This is a genomic window from Cohnella zeiphila (assembly GCF_014212055.1).
Taxonomy (GTDB): domain Bacteria; phylum Bacillota; class Bacilli; order Paenibacillales; family Paenibacillaceae; genus Cohnella; species Cohnella zeiphila.
Map to the genome: position 1 here is coordinate 220169 of NZ_JACJVO010000003.1, position 16307 is coordinate 236475.

The 16307-nt window shown below is 60.8% G+C and carries 16 protein-coding genes; 13 read left to right on the forward strand and 3 right to left on the reverse strand.

Annotated features, from left to right (window positions below):
- Positions 1-37 precede the first annotated feature (37 nt).
- Complete coding sequence (locus H7C18_RS03415) at positions 38-649, forward strand: Uma2 family endonuclease (RefSeq protein WP_185127598.1); 612 nt, start codon at positions 38-40, stop codon at positions 647-649.
- 324 nt (positions 650-973) lie between these two features.
- Here H7C18_RS03415 and H7C18_RS03420 read toward each other — a convergent pair whose 3' ends face one another.
- Complete coding sequence (locus H7C18_RS03420; protein ID WP_185127599.1) at positions 974-1969, reverse strand: BadF/BadG/BcrA/BcrD ATPase family protein; 996 nt, start codon at positions 1967-1969, stop codon at positions 974-976.
- Positions 1970-2251: 282 nt separating this feature from the next.
- Here H7C18_RS03420 and H7C18_RS03425 point away from each other — a divergent pair, with 282 nt between their 5' ends.
- The 3 genes from H7C18_RS03425 to H7C18_RS03435 all read left to right on the forward strand — a co-directional run bounded on the left by H7C18_RS03425 (position 2252) and on the right by H7C18_RS03435 (position 5733).
- Positions 2252-3817 (forward strand): extracellular solute-binding protein, encoded by a 1566-nt coding sequence (locus H7C18_RS03425; RefSeq protein WP_185127600.1) that lies wholly within the window; start codon positions 2252-2254, stop codon positions 3815-3817.
- A gap of 74 nt (positions 3818-3891) precedes the next feature.
- Positions 3892-4839 carry an ABC transporter permease gene (locus tag H7C18_RS03430; protein WP_185127601.1) on the forward strand — a complete coding sequence of 316 codons (948 nt, stop codon included), beginning with the start codon at positions 3892-3894 and terminating at the stop codon, positions 4837-4839.
- 18 nt (positions 4840-4857) lie between these two features.
- Positions 4858-5733 (forward strand): carbohydrate ABC transporter permease, encoded by an 876-nt coding sequence (locus H7C18_RS03435; RefSeq protein WP_185127602.1) that lies wholly within the window; start codon positions 4858-4860, stop codon positions 5731-5733.
- Positions 5734-5748: 15 nt separating this feature from the next.
- On the opposite strand, the gene H7C18_RS03440 is transcribed toward H7C18_RS03435, so the two are convergent.
- A complete protein-coding gene (locus H7C18_RS03440; RefSeq protein WP_185127603.1) occupies positions 5749-6387 on the reverse strand; it encodes a DedA family protein in 639 nt (212 codons plus the stop codon).
- A gap of 194 nt (positions 6388-6581) precedes the next feature.
- On the opposite strand from H7C18_RS03440, the gene H7C18_RS03445 reads away from it, so the two are divergent.
- The 4 genes from H7C18_RS03445 (at position 6582) to H7C18_RS03460 (ending at position 11113) form a co-directional block, all read left to right on the forward strand.
- Positions 6582-7328, forward strand: a complete 747-nt coding sequence (locus H7C18_RS03445) for an HAD family hydrolase (protein WP_185127604.1) — start codon at positions 6582-6584, stop codon at positions 7326-7328.
- Between the two features lie 113 nt (positions 7329-7441).
- Complete coding sequence (locus tag H7C18_RS03450) at positions 7442-7774, forward strand: ArsR/SmtB family transcription factor (RefSeq protein WP_185127605.1); 333 nt, start codon at positions 7442-7444, stop codon at positions 7772-7774.
- A gap of 124 nt (positions 7775-7898) precedes the next feature.
- A complete protein-coding gene (locus H7C18_RS03455) occupies positions 7899-9638 on the forward strand; it encodes a SulP family inorganic anion transporter (RefSeq protein ID WP_185127606.1) in 1740 nt (579 codons plus the stop codon).
- Between the two features lie 659 nt (positions 9639-10297).
- Positions 10298-11113 carry a hypothetical protein gene (locus H7C18_RS03460; RefSeq protein ID WP_185127607.1) on the forward strand — a complete coding sequence of 272 codons (816 nt, stop codon included), beginning with the start codon at positions 10298-10300 and terminating at the stop codon, positions 11111-11113.
- A gap of 152 nt (positions 11114-11265) precedes the next feature.
- On the opposite strand, the gene H7C18_RS03465 is transcribed toward H7C18_RS03460, so the two are convergent.
- Positions 11266-12018, reverse strand: coding sequence for a MerR family transcriptional regulator (locus H7C18_RS03465; RefSeq protein ID WP_185127684.1), 753 nt, complete (start codon positions 12016-12018; stop codon positions 11266-11268).
- 130 nt (positions 12019-12148) lie between these two features.
- On the opposite strand from H7C18_RS03465, the gene H7C18_RS03470 reads away from it, so the two are divergent.
- The 5 genes from H7C18_RS03470 to H7C18_RS03490 all read left to right on the forward strand — a co-directional run bounded on the left by H7C18_RS03470 (position 12149) and on the right by H7C18_RS03490 (position 16253).
- On the forward strand, positions 12149-13339 hold the full coding sequence (locus H7C18_RS03470) for an MFS transporter (protein WP_185127608.1): 1191 nt from the start codon (positions 12149-12151) through the stop codon (positions 13337-13339).
- On the forward strand, positions 13336-14061 hold the full coding sequence (locus tag H7C18_RS03475) for a hypothetical protein (protein ID WP_185127609.1): 726 nt from the start codon (positions 13336-13338) through the stop codon (positions 14059-14061). The genes H7C18_RS03470 and H7C18_RS03475 overlap by 4 nt, the downstream gene beginning before the upstream one ends.
- A 126-nt stretch (positions 14062-14187) precedes the next feature.
- Positions 14188-14895: a glycosyltransferase family 2 protein gene (locus H7C18_RS03480; protein ID WP_185127610.1), complete on the forward strand. Its 708-nt coding sequence runs from the start codon at positions 14188-14190 to the stop codon at positions 14893-14895.
- A 1-nt stretch (position 14896) separates the two neighbouring features.
- Positions 14897-15262, forward strand: coding sequence for a lipid-A-disaccharide synthase N-terminal domain-containing protein (locus H7C18_RS03485; RefSeq protein ID WP_185127611.1), 366 nt, complete (start codon positions 14897-14899; stop codon positions 15260-15262).
- 64 nt (positions 15263-15326) lie between these two features.
- Positions 15327-16253, forward strand: a complete 927-nt coding sequence (locus H7C18_RS03490; protein ID WP_185127612.1) for a S66 peptidase family protein — start codon at positions 15327-15329, stop codon at positions 16251-16253.
- The last annotated feature ends 54 nt before the right edge of the window (positions 16254-16307 follow it).

Below are 16307 nucleotides of genomic sequence, written 5' to 3' on the forward strand. Positions count from 1 at the left end.
AAAATGAGTAGAAAATGGGAATGGCGGTGAAGCGATCGTGTCGAAGAAGCTCGAGGAGACGAAGAAGCGGAACGAAGCCGACCGGGTCAGAGAGCAGACGGAGCCGTATCCGGGCAGCGAGCCCGGCGAGTTCCTGGGCATGGAGGAGCCACGCTTCGAGATCGTGGAAGGCGTTCAGTATGAGATGAAGCCTTCGCCGACGGTTGTCCATCAGCAAATTTCCGTTGCTTTGACCATAATGCTGAACAAGACGTGCGCAGCCAACGGAACCATTCTGTATTCGCCGATCGACGTGTACCTGGATCGGGACAATCTGTTTCAGCCGGACCTGATCTTCATCCTTCACGAGAACGCCGCGATCATCAAGGAGAAGCGAATCGAAGGCGTCCCCGACCTTGTCGTCGAGATCCTGTCGCCTTCCACCAGCCGGAACGACAAAGTCCGCAAGAAACGCCAATTCGAGCGCTTCGGCCTGAAAGAATACTGGATCGTCGACCCGGTTCACCGCTCGATCGACCAGTTCGTGCGGACCGAAGGCAAGCTGGCGCTGTTCGAGACGTACGTTTTCGAAGGCAAGCTGACGTCGCCTTTCCTCTCCTGCATCGAGATCGACATCTCCCGCGTTTTTCCCGAACTGCGCGAAGACTAAACGGATGATCGAGCGCCCTGCTTCCTGCCGGAAGCGGGGCGCTCGGTCTTTGAACAGTAAATCGCCGACCCCCCATCCCCTCAAAACGCCCGCTGGACGGGATTTTCTCCTTTTATGGGTTCATGAGAGCACGTATTCAGCGTACGAACCGGAAAAGCTCCCTTTAAACGGCCCCCGATTCGCAAAATCGCGGTTCAAGGCCCGAATAAGCGGAGCATTTCCCGTTTATTCTTGGCAAGAAGCCACAGTTGGCTTCAGGGAAGGGAGATTTTCCTGTTCCTTGTCCATCCTCTCCGCTAAGGAAGGTTCGGAAGGAGGAGGAATTTAGCTACTCTTCATCAACGCGAGAGCACTGCGGCCGAGCCGGTCCGCGGCCGCGGCGGCGGTCGAAAGGCCGAGACGGGTCATCGCCAGCAGAACGGCGCCGACGACCGGCGGATATCTCGGCGGCGTCATTCGGTAGCGGGCGTTCCTCCCTGCCGCAAGAGTCTCATGGAGCCGACGCGAGACGTATCCGCTGTTCGCAACGCCTCCGATGAGCGCCACCTCGATCTCGGCGGTCGCGAAGGAACGGGCGAGCAGCTCGACGCCGACGGCGATCTGTTCGACCGCCCGCTCGCATACCCGGACGGCGAGCGGGCTGCCCCGATCGGCCGCTGCAGTCACCGCAGGCGCGAAAAGTCCGAACGTCCGGTTCCGCGCCTGCGCCTCTTCCCCGAATCCATGGCGGCCCATGGCGGACAGTTCGGCAAGCGATCCGACGCGCCAATGGCTCAACATGGCTTGGATGAGACCGGCGTCCTCATCGGCCATGCGGCCGGCCAGCGCCTCGTAGACGGCGTCATAGGCGAGGAAGCGGGCGGCAGCGGCGGCATAATGGCCGAAATCGTAATTGCGGATGAACGTCCCGTCCTCCGGGATGCCGGCGATGATGGAGCCGGTTCCCGCAATGACGATGATGCCGGGCTTCGCCATGAGAGCGCCGCAATGCGCGACGACTGCGTCGTTGACGTGCCAACGCGACCCGCCCAGGCCGGGAACGTCCGTCAGCGATTCGACCCATTCCCGGTCCGCCTCCGAATCGAAGCCGGCGATCCCGGCGGCCAAGCCGATCACGCTATCCTGCGTCCGTCCGGCAGCCGCCAGCGCTTGCCGGATCGCTTCTTGAACGTTGCGTCTGGCGTTGACGTCTTTGTGTATCGATGCCGGGCCTCCTTCGGCGTAAGCGAGCGCCGTTCCGGACGAATCGGACACCAGCACGCGCGTCAGGGTGCCGCCTCCGTCGATGCCGATCAAGATCGGGTCAGATGAATGAAGCATATTGCCCCTCCTTTTGAGTCTCCCCAGATTATACTTGAACGCTCAAGCGAAACGATAGGGCTTGTTCGAGTATCCTCGCAAACGAACGGATGTCGGCCCTAACCATGCGCCTTACCGAATCGGTAAGGCTGCTCATTCTCTCAGCTTGTAATCATCAGATCAGAACCTCCCCGGCGGGACGCAATCTGTTGGAATGATTGTTTCGGCACCCGCCCGCGGTCGCTTATCGTTTGACCTGCAGCAACAACCATCATTCCCCAACAAAAAATGGAGGTCAAACGAATGTCCAAGAAAGGTTCCGTTCTGCTGGGCGCCGCGCTCATATTCGGCTTGCTGGCCGGCTGCGCGGGCGGCAACGACAACGAAGGGGGAGCTTCGCCATCCGCCGACACCGGCGGTTCCGCTTCCGCTCCCGCCGGCGCATCCGCCGGCTCGGCCGCGCCGTCCTCCCCGGACAAGCCGGCGGAGATTACGGTCATGCTTCCGCTGAACACCGCGGAGACGCCGCCGGACACGATCAAGAGCGAAGTCGAGAAGCTGACGAACACGAAGCTGACTTATCAGTTCTTCCCCGCGGATACCTACGAGGAAAAGCTGAACGCTTCGCTCGCGACCGGCTCGCTCGCCGACGCGACCTACCTGAAGAACCAGGCCACGTTCATCCAGATGAAAAGCGCGATCCGCGACGGCCAATTCTGGGAGATCGGGCCGTACATGGACCAGTTCCCGAACCTGAGCAAGCTGAAAAAGCAGGTGCTGGACAATACGAAGGTCGACGGCAAGCTGTATTCGCTCTACGTCGGCCGCCCGCTCGCCCGCCAAGGGCTCGTCTACCGGAAGGATTGGGCCGACAAGCTGGGCCTGAAGGCGCCGGAGACGGTCGACGACGTCGTCGCCATGGCGAAGGCGTTCACCGAGCAGGACCCGGACGGCGACGGCAAACCGAACACGATCGGCCTGACGGACCGGAACGATCTGATCTACGGCGCGTTCAAGACGCTCGCCTCCTGGATGGGCACGCCGAACGGCTGGGGCGAGAAGGACGGACAGCTTCAGCCCGACTTTGCGTTCCCGCAGTACATCGCTTCGATGGACGTCCTGAAGCAGCTTCGCGACGCCAAAGAGATGAACCAGGACTTCGCGGCGACGAGCAAAACCGACCAGATCAAGCTGTTCACCGGCGGTCAGGCCGGGCTGTATATCGGTTCCATGGCGGACGTCGATTCCTTGAACAAAGATCTGATCAAGAACGTTCCGACCGCCGTGCTCGACACCCAGGCGCTGATCAAGGGGCCGGACGGCATCCAGGCGACCTGGGCGATTCCGGGCTACAACAACGTCGTGCTGTTCCCCAAGAGCGCGGTCAAAGACGAGGCGGAGCTGAAGCAGGTGCTCGCCTTCTTCGATAAGATGATGACGCCCGAAGTGGCCAACATGATGTACTGGGGCGTCGAAGGAACGCATTATACCGTCGAGGACGGCAAAGCGAAGGCGTCCGACAACCAGGAGCTGACCGAGCGCGAGGTCAAAGGGTTCAGAGACAGCGTGATCGGCGAGCCGGAGACGAACGGCATGTACGAAGGCTACTTCACGCTGCCGGCGCGGATTCACGGCGAGGAATTGACGGCCGAGAACGAGAAGATCGCCGTGAACGACCCGACGGCCGCGCTGGACTCCGCCACTTATACGGAGCAGGGCGAGGAACTGCAGAAGCTGATCACGGACGCGTCTTACCAGTACATGTACGGCAAGATCGACAAAGCAGGCTTCGACAAGGCGGTCGAGCAGTGGAAGAGCCGCGGCGGGGATAAGATCATCGAAGAGTTCAATGCTGCCTACAAGAAGTAACCGGAGTTCGGGGAGGCCGCCGGCCGGCGGCGGTCTTCCCGATCCACGCCAGAGCGGAAAGGAAGAACCTCGCGATGCAGGAAGCGGTCGTCCGGGCGCAAGCCGCCCCGAGAGCCGGAAGCGAGCGGTCGAAGCGGATTCGGCGCAACAAGTGGCTGTATGCCATGGTGCTTCCGGGCTTTCTCTATTTTCTCGTCTTCAAGTACATTCCGATGTACGGACTCATCATCTCGTTCCAGGACTACAAGCCGTTTCAAGGCATCTCCGGCAGCAAGTGGGTCGGCTTCGCGCATTTCGAGCGGCTGTTCGCCGAGCCGGATTTCCTGCGAATCTTGCTGAACACGCTGACGCTGTTCGGAATGAATCTGCTGTTTTATTTTCCGGTGCCGATCCTTCTCGCTCTCATGCTGAACGAAGTGCGCATCGGCTTTTTCAAACGGTTCTTTCAGACGCTCATTTACTTGCCCCACTTCATGTCCTGGGTCATCATCGTCTCGATCGGCTACGTCATGCTGACGATGGACGGCGGCATCGTGAACGAACTGCTGGAGAGCATGGGCTTTGAGAAAATCAACTTCCTGCTCAGTCCGGAATGGTTCCGGCCGATGTATATCATCCAGGTGATCTGGCGGGAAGCGGGTTGGGGAACGATCATTTATTTGGCGGCGATCGCGTCGGTCGACACGCAGCTCTATGAAGCGGCGCGCATGGACGGCGCCGGACGCCTGCGCCAGATTTGGCATATTACGCTGCCGGCCATCCGCAGCGTCATCATCGTGCTGCTCGTTCTGAAGATCGGCGACGTGCTGGAGCTCGGCTTCGAGCATGTCTACCTGCTGCTCAATTCGATGAACCGCCACGTAGCGGAGATTATCGACACGTACGTCTACACGGCCGGCCTGCAGCAAGGCAAGTTCAGCTACAGCACCGCCGTCGGCTTTTTCAAATCGCTCATCGGGCTTGTTCTCGTCATGACGGCGAACCGGCTGGCCAAGAAAATGGGAGAAGAAGGCGTCTACTGAATCGGAGGGAGACACATTATGGTAGAGGACCGCACCTGGGGCGGCCGGCTGTTCGGCATCGTCAACTTCGCGCTTCTCTCTCTCGTGGCGCTGATTACGATCCTGCCCTTTATCCACGTCGTGGCCGGTTCGTTCACGACCGGCGCGGAGATGGCGGCGAAGAAGTTCGTGCTCATCCCGACGGAATGGAGCCTGGAAGCGTACCGCTTCATCTTCTCGACGTCCACGCTGTTCCGCGCGATGGCCGTCTCGATCGGCATCACGGCGTTCGGCACGCTGTTCAGCATGACGCTCACTTCCCTGATGGCCTACGGGCTGTCGCGCCGGGACCTGGACGGCCGCAAGCTGCTCATGTTCTTCGTCGTGTTCACGATGCTGTTCAACGGCGGGCTCATTCCGACGTTCCTCGTCGTCAAGGAGCTCGGACTGATCGACACCTACGCGGCGCTCGTGCTGCCGCTGTCGATCAACGCGTTCAATCTGATCATTCTCAAAAACTTCTTCCAGAACATCCCGGAAGGGCTGGAGGAATCGGCGAAGATCGACGGCTGCAGCGACTTCGGCATTCTGCTGCGGATCGTGCTTCCGCTGTCGATGCCGGCGATCGCGACCATTTCGCTTTTTTACGCGGTGACCTATTGGAACACGTACCTGAACGCGATTCTGTATTTGAACGACAACAAGATGTGGCCGATCCAGGTGCTGCTGCGGCAGATCGTCGTGCTCGCGAGCGGCATGGACTACAGCTCGGACCTCGATTCCGCGGTGCCGCCGCCCGATCAGGCGGTCAAGATGGCGGTCATCGTCGTGGCGACGCTGCCGATTCTGCTCGTGTATCCGTTCTTGCAGAAGCACTTCGCCAAAGGAGCCTTGCTCGGTTCCATCAAGGGCTGACGGGCCCGCGCGGGGTCAATCCGATTCTCGCTCGAATCGGCGCAGACGCGACCGCAATCGCCTCTGCCGCCATTTCAGAAGCAGGATGCCGCCAAGCAGCGCGCAGGCTCCGAGAGAGATATATTTGAGCGAGCTTTCCACCCAGCCGAACACGATCTCCCATTGTTCCCCGAACGCATAGCCGACGCCGACGAAGGCCAGCACCCAAAGCGCCGAGCCAAGGTAGGAGTACACGGCGAACGTGCGGAACGGAACGCGGACGATGCCGGCGAAATAACCGATGAACTGCCGGACGCCCGGCACGAAAAAGCTGAACAACAGCAGCCGGTTGCCGTATTTGCCGTAGAACCTTCTCGTTTTCTCCAAGTAGGCGGGCTTCAGAAACAGCCATTTCCCGTAGCGGTCGATAAGCGGCGCTCCGAGCTTGTACCCGAGCCAATAGGTGACCGTCATGCCCAGGATCGATCCGATCCAGGCCGCGGCCACGGCCGGCAGCAAGCTCAGCACGCCTTTATAGGACAAGTAGCCGGTATAGGCCAGCGTCGTGTTGCCGGGCGGGATCGGAAGCGCGATCGCGTCCAGCGGAAGGCCGACCAGCAGCACGAGATAGCCGTAATGGGCGAATAATCGTTCGATCAAATCGGGAAGCTGCATGCGATGGCTCCTTTAGGTTTTCGTTCAAGCGCCGAGGCAACGGGTTCAGCTTCCATTATGTACGTTAGTTCTTAACGAAATCTAAAGCGGTCGGTTAAAATAAACTTAAGCATGAGAGCGTCAATTCCTTCCTCCTCTATGATAAAATGAGATATTTCATATTTTCATAGGAACCCCCATAGGAGGAGACGAGGATGAACCCCATCAAGTTGCCGATTTCGGAAAGTAGCGCCGGTTTTCCGGGAAAAGCCTACCGGGCAGTGCTGTTCGATCTTGACGACACGCTGCTCGATTACGGGGCTTCCATCGTCCACGCGATGAGGAAAACCTGCGGAGACCACGGCTTGTTCCGGAACGATCCGGCCGGATGGGAGGCGTTCTGGGCGGCGTTCACGGAGCACAATACGCGATACTGGCTCGATTTCACCGGCGGCGGAGCCGTCAAATCGATGCCGGACGTGCTGAAGTTCTCGTTCCGGGACGCGCTCGCGGAAGCTTCGGAGCCGCTTCAGGGGAGGCTGGCGGAGTGCTATTGGCACTATTTCTGCGAAACTTGCCTTTTCGAAGAGGGAGCGGACGTTCTGCTCTCCGCGCTCGCCGGCAAGTACCCGCTGGGCATTGTCAGCAACGGAATCGGAGAAGCGCAGCGCAGACGGCTGAAGGCCGGGCGGATCGAGGACCGGTTCCGGTCGGTCGTCGTGTCGGACGAGGTCGGACTGCGAAAGCCGGACGCCGCCATCTTCGAGAGGGCGCTGGCGGAGCTGGAGGTTAAGCGGGAGGAGGTGCTGTTCGTCGGCGATTCGCTTGCATTCGATTACGAGGGCGCGATTCGGGCGGGGATCGATTTTTGCTGGTATAACCGGCGGGGAGAGGAGCGGCCTCAAGGCGTGCGGCCGACGTACGCGGTGGCGAAGCTGGCGGCCGTCGCGGCTTTGCTGTAGGTGCGAGACGGCGGGCGGGAGCGGCGGTTCCGACGGGCATTTCCCTGCTCCGGCGCTCTTGTGTTATGATACATTCAAAGATTTGAAGACTGTGCAAAGGGGAACGGACGCGGATGAATCTTGAACTCCAGCGGTTTAAAGCCGAGTTTTTCAAGGCTTTGGCGCATCCGATGCGCATCCGGATTCTCGAGGTGCTGTCCGAGGGAGACCGGACGGTGAACGAGATCCAGACCGCGATCGGAAGCGAAGGCTCCGCCGTCTCCCAGCAGCTCGCCGTCCTGAGAAGCAAAAACGTCGTGTCCGGGAGCAAGGAAGGAACATCCGTCGTTTACCGTTTGCGCGATCCGCTGGTGAAGGATTTGCTGGCGGTAGCCAAACAAATTTTCGACAACCATCTGGTCGGAACGATTACGCTGTTGGAAAATATGCGGGCGACCGACAATTAACCGGAGCCGCCGCTATCGATCAATGCCTGGACGACATCGCCCGGGGCATTGATTTTTTTATGCGTTAGACATATGATTTGTTATATATTCAAATAATCAAATATATGAAAAAAGAAGGGCTAACATGATCGGGTTGGAAAGGTTCCGCGGCTACAGCCTGCAGTCGCTGCGCAAGGATTTGCTCGCGGGCGTGATCGTTGCCATCGTTGCCATTCCGCTGGCGATGTCGTTCGCGATCGCCTCGGGCGTCAAGCCGCAGTACGGCATTTACTCGACGATCGTCGCCGGCTTCCTCATCTCGTTGCTCGGCGGTTCGAGGTTCCAGATCGGAGGACCGACCGGAGCGTTCATCCCGATCCTTCTCGGCATCGTGCTCCAGTACGGCTACGAAAATTTGCTGTTGGCCGGCATGATGGCCGGCGTTCTGCTTATGCTGATGGGTTTTCTGCGGCTCGGCGTGCTGATCCAGTTCATCCCCAAGCCGGTGACGGTCGGCTTTACGACCGGCATCGCCGTTACGATCTTTTCAGGCCAGATCGGGAATTTCCTCGGGCTGACCGGTCTCAAGCGCCACGAAAATTTTCTCCCGAGCATGAAGGAACTGGCCGACCATCTGGGCGGCGTCAATCCGTACGCGGTCGCCACCGCCGCGATCGGACTGGCCGTCATCGTCCTGCTGCCGAAGCTGTATCCCCGCGTCCCTTCCTCGCTTGTCGGGCTCGTCGTCGCGACGGCGGTCGCCGCCTTGGCATTTTCCGGCAAGGTCGCCACGATCGGCTCGACGTACGGCGCGATTTCCTCGTCGCTTCCTTCCCTGACCCTCCCGTCTTTGAACGTGGACCGGCTCATCCAGCTCATTCATCCGGCCCTCGTCATCGCCATGCTCGGCGGCATCGAGTCGCTGCTCTCGGCCGTCGTGGCGGACGGGATGACGGGCAGGCGGCATGACAGCAACCGCGAGTTGATCGGGCAGGGAACGGCCAATCTGATCGCTCCGCTGTTCGGGGGAATTCCCGCCACCGGCGCCATCGCCCGTACCGCCACGAACATCAAGAACGGAGCGGCGTCGCCGGTCTCCGGCATGGTGCACTCGCTGGTCGTGCTGCTCATTCTGGTCGCCTGCGCTCCGCTGGCGTCGTCCATCCCGCTCTCGGCGATGGCGCCGATCCTGATGATCGTCGCCTGGAACATGAGCGAGCGGAAGGAGTTCGTCCGCCTTCTCAAGCTGAGGACGAACGATTCGCTCGTGCTTGCCGTGACGTTCCTGCTCACGGTGCTCGTCAACTTGACGACCGCCGTCGAGATCGGACTCGGGCTGGCGGCGGTTGTTTTTCTCATTCGCATGAGGAGCGCCTTGACCGTCACTAAGGTGTTGCCGGACCCGGCTGAGAGCAAAGGGAAGGTGAGACCTTACAAGGAGGAGGAGGCTGGCGGTTGTCCGCAGTTCGGCATTTGTACGATCGAGGGGCCGCTGTTTTTCGCCTCGGCGGGCTCGTTCGAGCGGCTTGTGGAACAGGCGGCGGGAGAGCGGGCGGGGGTGCTGCTGCTGCGCATGAGCCGAGTCCCGTTCATGGACGCGACGGGCGCGTCCAAGCTGGCCGAGGTGGCGGACCGGTACGAGGCTTCGGGACGGACGCTGCTCCTTTCGGGCCTTCGGCCTCAGCCGCGGGCATACTTGGACAAGATCGGCCTGCTTGGCAGGATCGGACCGGAGCGGTTATTCGAGCATACGGGCGAAGCTATCGCGTATGCCCTGGCCCGGATGGACCGAGGCATATGCGCCGGTTGCCGCCGGTTCGCGTTCCGCGAGTGCGACCGGCTGTCCGCTATGCCTCATGAGGAGCCGGCGTCCCCGGGTACTTGACGACCGGCCGTTTCTCTTTTCGCAAGGAGCGTATGAGCTCCTTGCTTATGAATGTAGTGGCCGTAAGCGAACGGCACGTAGCTGATGGCCCAGGCGGGGGCGTACGTCTGGGCCGTCCTTTCGACGGCGGACACGGTCATACGGGCGCTGCCGGCTCCAAACCTTTCGGAAACGCTTGCGATCATCAGAATTTCGGAGAGATCGGCAGACTGGGCGGAGCTTCTGTCGAAATAGGGGGGATGAGGCCAAAATATGAATTATCAGAATATTTGATTTATTTTGTTCGGCCGCCTATAATGAAGACAACAAAAGGAAAGGGGATAGTCCAATGGACTAGGCAAGCGAAGCGTATCCGGAAGCAAGGGAAGGATTACGAATCGCCGTCTGGATGCGTGACGGACCGGATATGCCGGACTTCAAGCGCCAAAGTCGGACAGTCTCTGGAACCGAAACATTACCATTATGGAGGACAGGAGAGTAAGGGACAATTGAATAGCTTGTGTCCAGTAAGCTAGGGCATCCGGTTATCAGCGGTTAACCGGGTGCCCTATTGATTTGCGTCCAGAGCGCCGGCACGGTCTTGTGGGGCGTGCGGAAATCTGCTTACATAGAGGAAAGACAGGCCGCGATTCGGCCGAATAAAAGGGGATATTCAGTCAATGAAAGGGCTGCTTGGGGCGATTCGGACGAAAAGGGGAACGGCGGTCGCGCTGGCCGCCGCCTTTCTCGTATTTGCGCTTGTATTCTGGGCGTGGGCATGGGCAAGCGGAGGAGGCGATCGTCGCACGGAAGACGAGGCGAACATGCCCCGCGATTACGAATACGGGACGGCGACGGCTCCGGGCGGCATGGTTCTCCATTTTCTGAGAACGCGCCCCGGCAACGTGCTGCCGGAAGAAATCGGCAGCAACGTGGTCGTGTCGCCTTACTACGGTATTAACGGCGGCTTTTTTTACGAATCCAGCCTGCTTAGCCTGGCGGTAGTGAACGACCGGCCCGTCGGCGGGGAACCCGGCGCTTACGGCTCCGGCGGAGAGAACGTCAAGTACGCGCGCGGCACGCTCGTCTGGGACGGAGCGACGGACCGGCTTGGCGTTCAGGTCGTCCGGCAGGCGTCGGAGCTGCAAGTGACGGACCGCGGCCGCTATTGGGCGCAGGGCGGCATCAGCATGAGCCTCGGCCGGGACGATGTCTGGGCGGAGCAGGCCGCCCTGGAGAACGCGCCGTATCCGGATGAGGACCGGCTCCGCTCGGCGGCCGTTTACGACCGGGACGGCAACCTGTATCTGGTCGTCAGCAGCAGCAAAGGGACGCTGGCCGCCTTCCGCGAGGCCATCTTGGCATGCATCGGCAACGGCGGGCTGGCGGACGGCATTTTCCTCGACGGCGACGGCTCTTCCCAGCTTCGCAGCCGCGAACGGCGCTTAAGCGGCGACAATCGCCCGGTGCTGCAGATGCTGCGGATCGTTCGATGACGCAGGCCGGCTTGACGGCGCTTTGGGAGCGCATGAGCGCTGTCCAGGGGACCTGAGCGAGTAACCGGATTGCTCACCTAAGCGATAATCGGCGCGGCAGGCAAAAGAGAGCAACCGGAATACTCACCTAAGCGATAACCGGCGCTGCATCCTTAAGCCTTCGCCGCATAAGCTTCCGCGGCCGCGCACAAATAATACGCGAGCCCGGTCTGCTGCGATTCGAGCATGCCGCGATGGAAATCGTCGTCGAGGAAAAAGCGGCATTGGCCGGCGTAGACGGCCGCGTTCGTCTCGTGTCCGTGCCGCCGCTGGAATTCGAGGTGGCGCTCGATCCGCGCGCCGACCTCCTCGCTCGACGCCTTCGTTCCCGCCCGCAGCGCCGCCGCCATATCGGCCATGAACCGCGCCGCCTCGGCCGCCTGCTCGTTCATGTCCGCCACATCGATCGGTTCCCGGTCCTGCCGCGGATCGAACCCGTACGTTTTCTCCAGATGCTCATCCTGATCCTTCAGCGCTTCCCGCCACTCGGCTTCCGTCGCGAAGCCTTCGAACAATTTCTCCTGATCCATCGGTTCTCCTCTCCGCTCGCTGTCCAGCGATTCATCCAGCGTCCGAATGAGGCGCTCCAGCCTCCGCCTGCGATCGTCCAGCAGCTTCCGCTGCCCGGACAGAATGGACTGCCGTTCCGGCCGCTCGTCCAGCAGCCGTTTGATCGTCGCCAGAGGGAGGTCCAGCTCGCGATAAAATAAAATTTGTTGAAGCTTCTCCAGCTCCCGGCGGCCATACAGCCGGTACCCGGCATCGGTGATCCCGCAAGGCGCGAGAAGCCCGATCTTATGGTAATGATGCAGCGCTTTGACCGTGACGCCGGACAGTTCCGACACTTCTTTGACCGTGCGAAGCAAGCTGTTTCCTCCTTTCGGCTTCAACGATAAGGGCTCCCCCAAGGGGAGAGTCAACCGTCCGCTCCAGGAAAATTGTGTTATGATGAGATTAACCGATTAGCGGACAAAAGCAACAGGAAGGAAGCAGACGATGGAATTTCCGTGGCGAAAAAATTTGTACGTGCTCTGGCTCGGCGTTTTTTTCTGCAGTTCGGCGTTCTCGATCTCGATCCCGTTCATCCCTCTGTTCCTGCACAACGACCTCGGCATCGACAGCCATCTGTCGGCCTGGTCGGGCGTCTCGTTCGGCATTACGTTTCTCGCAAGCGCTTTGATCGCTCCGTATTGGGGCTCCTTGGCAGACAAGTACGGGCGCAAGCCGATGCTCATTCGCTCGGGCTACAGCTTGGCGGTTCTTTACTTGGTGACTTACTTTATTTATGACCCGTACTCATTCCTGGTTTTGCGCATCTTTCAAGGGCTGCTGGCGGGCTATGTCCCGGCGTCGATCGCGCTGGTGGCGACGAACACGCCGGAGAAGCACACCGGCTACGCGCTCGGCATCATGGCGACGGCGGGCGCGACGGGCGGCATCGTCGGACCGCTCGTGGGCGGCGTGATCAGCCATTATACAAGCAACCGCGAGGCGTTCCTGTTCTCGTCGGGGGTCGTGCTGGTAGCGGCTTTGATCGCGACGTTCTTCGTCCGCGAGGAAAATTTCGACCGCAAGGCGAAGCGCCAGTCGATTCGCGAGGACATCCGAACCGCATGGACGAACAAGACGTTCGTCACCTTGCTCGGCCTGGTGGCGATCAGCACGTCGTCCGTCATGATTCTCGAACCGCTGCTGACCGTCTACGTCATGCAGCTTGGCTCCAATCCCGACGAGGCTTCCCTGCTGTCCGGCATCGCGTTCTCGGCCGTCGGCATCGCCACGCTGATCGCAGCGCCTCAATGGGGGCGCATCGGCAGCAAGATCGGCTTCGTGAAGGTGCTCGTCATCGGCCTGCTCGGCGGCGGCATCGGCAATCTGCTGCAATTTTTCGTCGGAAGCTTCGCGGAGTTCGGCGTTCTGAGGTTTGTGTACGGTTTATTCTTCGCAGGCGTGTATCCGGGACTGAACGCCTTGATCGTCAAAGTGACGGAGCCGGAGTTCCGGGGCCGGGCGTTCAGCCTGAACCAGTCGTCGACGCAGCTGGCGACGATGATCGGGCCGATGCTCGGCGGCGTGCTCGGCGGCTGGATTCCGATCAAGTGGGTGTTCGTGCTCAACGGCTCGATGCTGATCCTGTCCGCGCTGCTGCTGCTTCGCAAGCGCAAGCTCGAGGTGCAGCGGGCATGAAGCGACGCCGGAGGCGAGCGTGGGGCGCGGCTTCGCTGCTGCTGGTCTGCGCCATCCTGCTGGCTTCGTGCGCGAAGGGCGAAGCGCACTTGACGGTCCATGCCAACGGCACGGCGGATCTGGACCTGGACCTGTCGATCGACGACGGGACGCTCGGACTTATCGGGCGAAGCGGGCTGATGGACGAGCTGGCGGATCGGCTGAAGTCCAGCGGACTGAACGTTCGAACCTATAGCGAGGAAGGCCGGGAAGGGTTGAAGGCGAACCGCCGGTTCGATCTGCGGGACATGGATCGCGGTCCGCTGAGCTTGCCGGATGGCATCGAAGCGGAGCAGTCGGGAACCGCGCATTTTTTCTACTCCACGCAGCATGCGGTCGTGACGGTCGACATGGATCGGCTGCTGGAGAGCGGGGGGAGCGAGTGGGCGCAGAAGCTGACCGGGCTGTCCGGGCTGGCGAGAAAACTTCTGCAGTCCCAGCTCGATCTCGATTTCGCGCTGACCGCCCCGATCAAGCCGCATTCGAGCAACGCCGACGAGACGCGGGACGGCGGGCGGACGCTGGTGTGGCATCTGCCGCTAAGCGGAACGAAGACGTTCGCGGCGGCCTATGACGTGCCGAACGTGCGGCGCATCGCCTATGCGGCCGGCGGCCTGGCGGCCCTCGCTTTGATCGTGGCGCTGCTGCTCCTATACCGGCGGAGAAAAAGAAAAAACCGGTAATCCGAACGGGATGGCCAAGTTTCTTCCGCCCCCAGGTCAGGAAAGAGAAGATGGTACATATACATCGTAAGAGGCAATAGCGACTCGGCAACGGGCCGTCCATCCTTCGATCCAAAGGAGCGGGCTATGGTCGAACTTTCGGTGGTGGTACCTGTCTTTAACGAGGAAGAGAACGTGGCCAGGTTGTACGAAGCGGTCTCGGAAGCGGTCCGGGGAAAAGTAAGCGACTACGAGATCGTTCTGATCGACGACGGCAGCACGGACGGCAGCGCGCCGCGGATGGACGCGATCGCGGCGGCGGACGCGAGAGTGAAGGCGTATCACTTCGAGCGGAATTGCGGCCAGACCTCGGCCATCTGGGCCGGGCTGCGCAAGGCGGACGGACGCTACGTCGCCCTGATCGACGCGGATCTGCAGACGGATCCGGCGGATATTTTCACGCTGATGCCTTATATGCGGGAATACGATCTGGCCAACGGGATGCGGACGGAAAGGCGGGATACTTGGCTGAAGCGGGTGTCGTCCCGGATCGCCAACGGGTTCCGCAACTGGGTGACGCAAGACCGGATCCGCGATACGGGCTGCCCGATGAAGCTGATGAAGAAGGAAGTGGCGAACAGCTTCTATTTATATGAAGGGTTCCACCGCTTCCTTCCCACTTTGGCCCGAATGAACGGGTTCCGGGTGATCGAGGTCCCGGTGCGGCACCGGCCAAGGGAATACGGTTCCTCCAAATACGGGATGTTCAATCGCCTGTTCGTCAGCCTGATGGACGCGTTCGTCATCGGCTGGCTGAGACGGCGGGTCATCCGGTACCGGATCCGGGGCGAGTAGCATGTGGGCGCAACTGACCGGCCATCTCACCGTGCGGGAGCTGCTCTGGATCGTCTTCGGAATGATCGGCCAGGTGATGTTCACCGGCCGGTTCGTCATTCAATGGATCGCCAGCGAACGAGCCAAAAAAAGCGTCGTCACCCGCTCGTTCTGGCTGTTCAGCATTCTCGGCAGCAGCATGCTGTCGGTCTATGCGATTTACCGTCGCGACCCGGTCTTTATTATCGGGCAGACGCCGGGCATCTTCATCTATTTCCGCAACCTGGTCATCATGCGCAACGAAGAGAAGCGCCGAGCCGAACCGGCTGCGGAGACGTCGGCTCCGCCCGCCGCCGGGGCTGTTCCGCTGCCCAAGGAAGAGGCGTAATCCGCCGCCCGGCATCATATCCATGGAAGGAAAGGAACCTTCCACGGATCGGAGGTGGCGCTACATGGCGATACGCCCGCCCGCGCTGCGCCAAGGCGACACCATCGGCATCGTCACGCTCGGCAGTCCGCTGGACGCGAACGTCATCGACGAGCGCATCGCTTATTTGAAGGGGATGGGCTTCCGGGTCAAGATCGGCCGGCACGTGTACGATGAGAACGGATACTTGTCCGGCACGGACCGGGAACGGGCGGAGGATCTGATGGGCATGTTCGCCGACCCGGCGGTGAAGCTCGTTCTCCCCTCGCGCGGCGGAGTCGGAGTCGAAGGCATTCTTCCTTATCTGGATTACGCGTTCATTCGCCGCTTCCCGAAGCTGATCAGCGGCTACAGCGATATCACCGTGCTGCTCAACGCCTTATACCGCCGTTCCGGCTTGATTACGCTGCACAGCCTGCTTCTCATCGACTTCAAGGCGGAGACGCCGAATTACAATTTCGAGCAGTTTTTCTCGGCGGCGTCTTCGCTCGCGGCTCCTCGCCCGATCGCGAACCCGCCGGAGGTGCCGGCCATGGTCGGCAAAGTGCCCGGCAGCGCCTGCGGGCCGATCGTCGGCGGCAACCTGACGTCGCTCGTCGGTTCGCTCGGCACGCCCTACGAGGTGAACACCGACGGCAAGATCCTGCTGCTGGAAGAGACCCATGAGCCGGTCAACACCGTTTACCGCTACGTCGAGCAGCTAAAGCTGGCGGGCAAGTTCCAAAGCTGCAAGGGCATCGTCATGGGCGAATGCACGAACTGCGTGGACGCCTACGGCAAGACGTACGAGAATTTGATCGACGAGACGATCGTTCCGCTCGGCAAACCGCTGCTGACCGGTCTGGCATCCGCACACGGCAAGTACAAAGCGGCGGTTCCGATCGGCGCCTGCGTCCATCTGGACGCGGACCGGGGCCGGCTGACGCTGATGGAGCCCGCGGTGCAGGGCTGACAGCCGGGCTAAGGGCAATCGGCAGGCGAAACGGTATAGCGGTAGCCCAAGCGC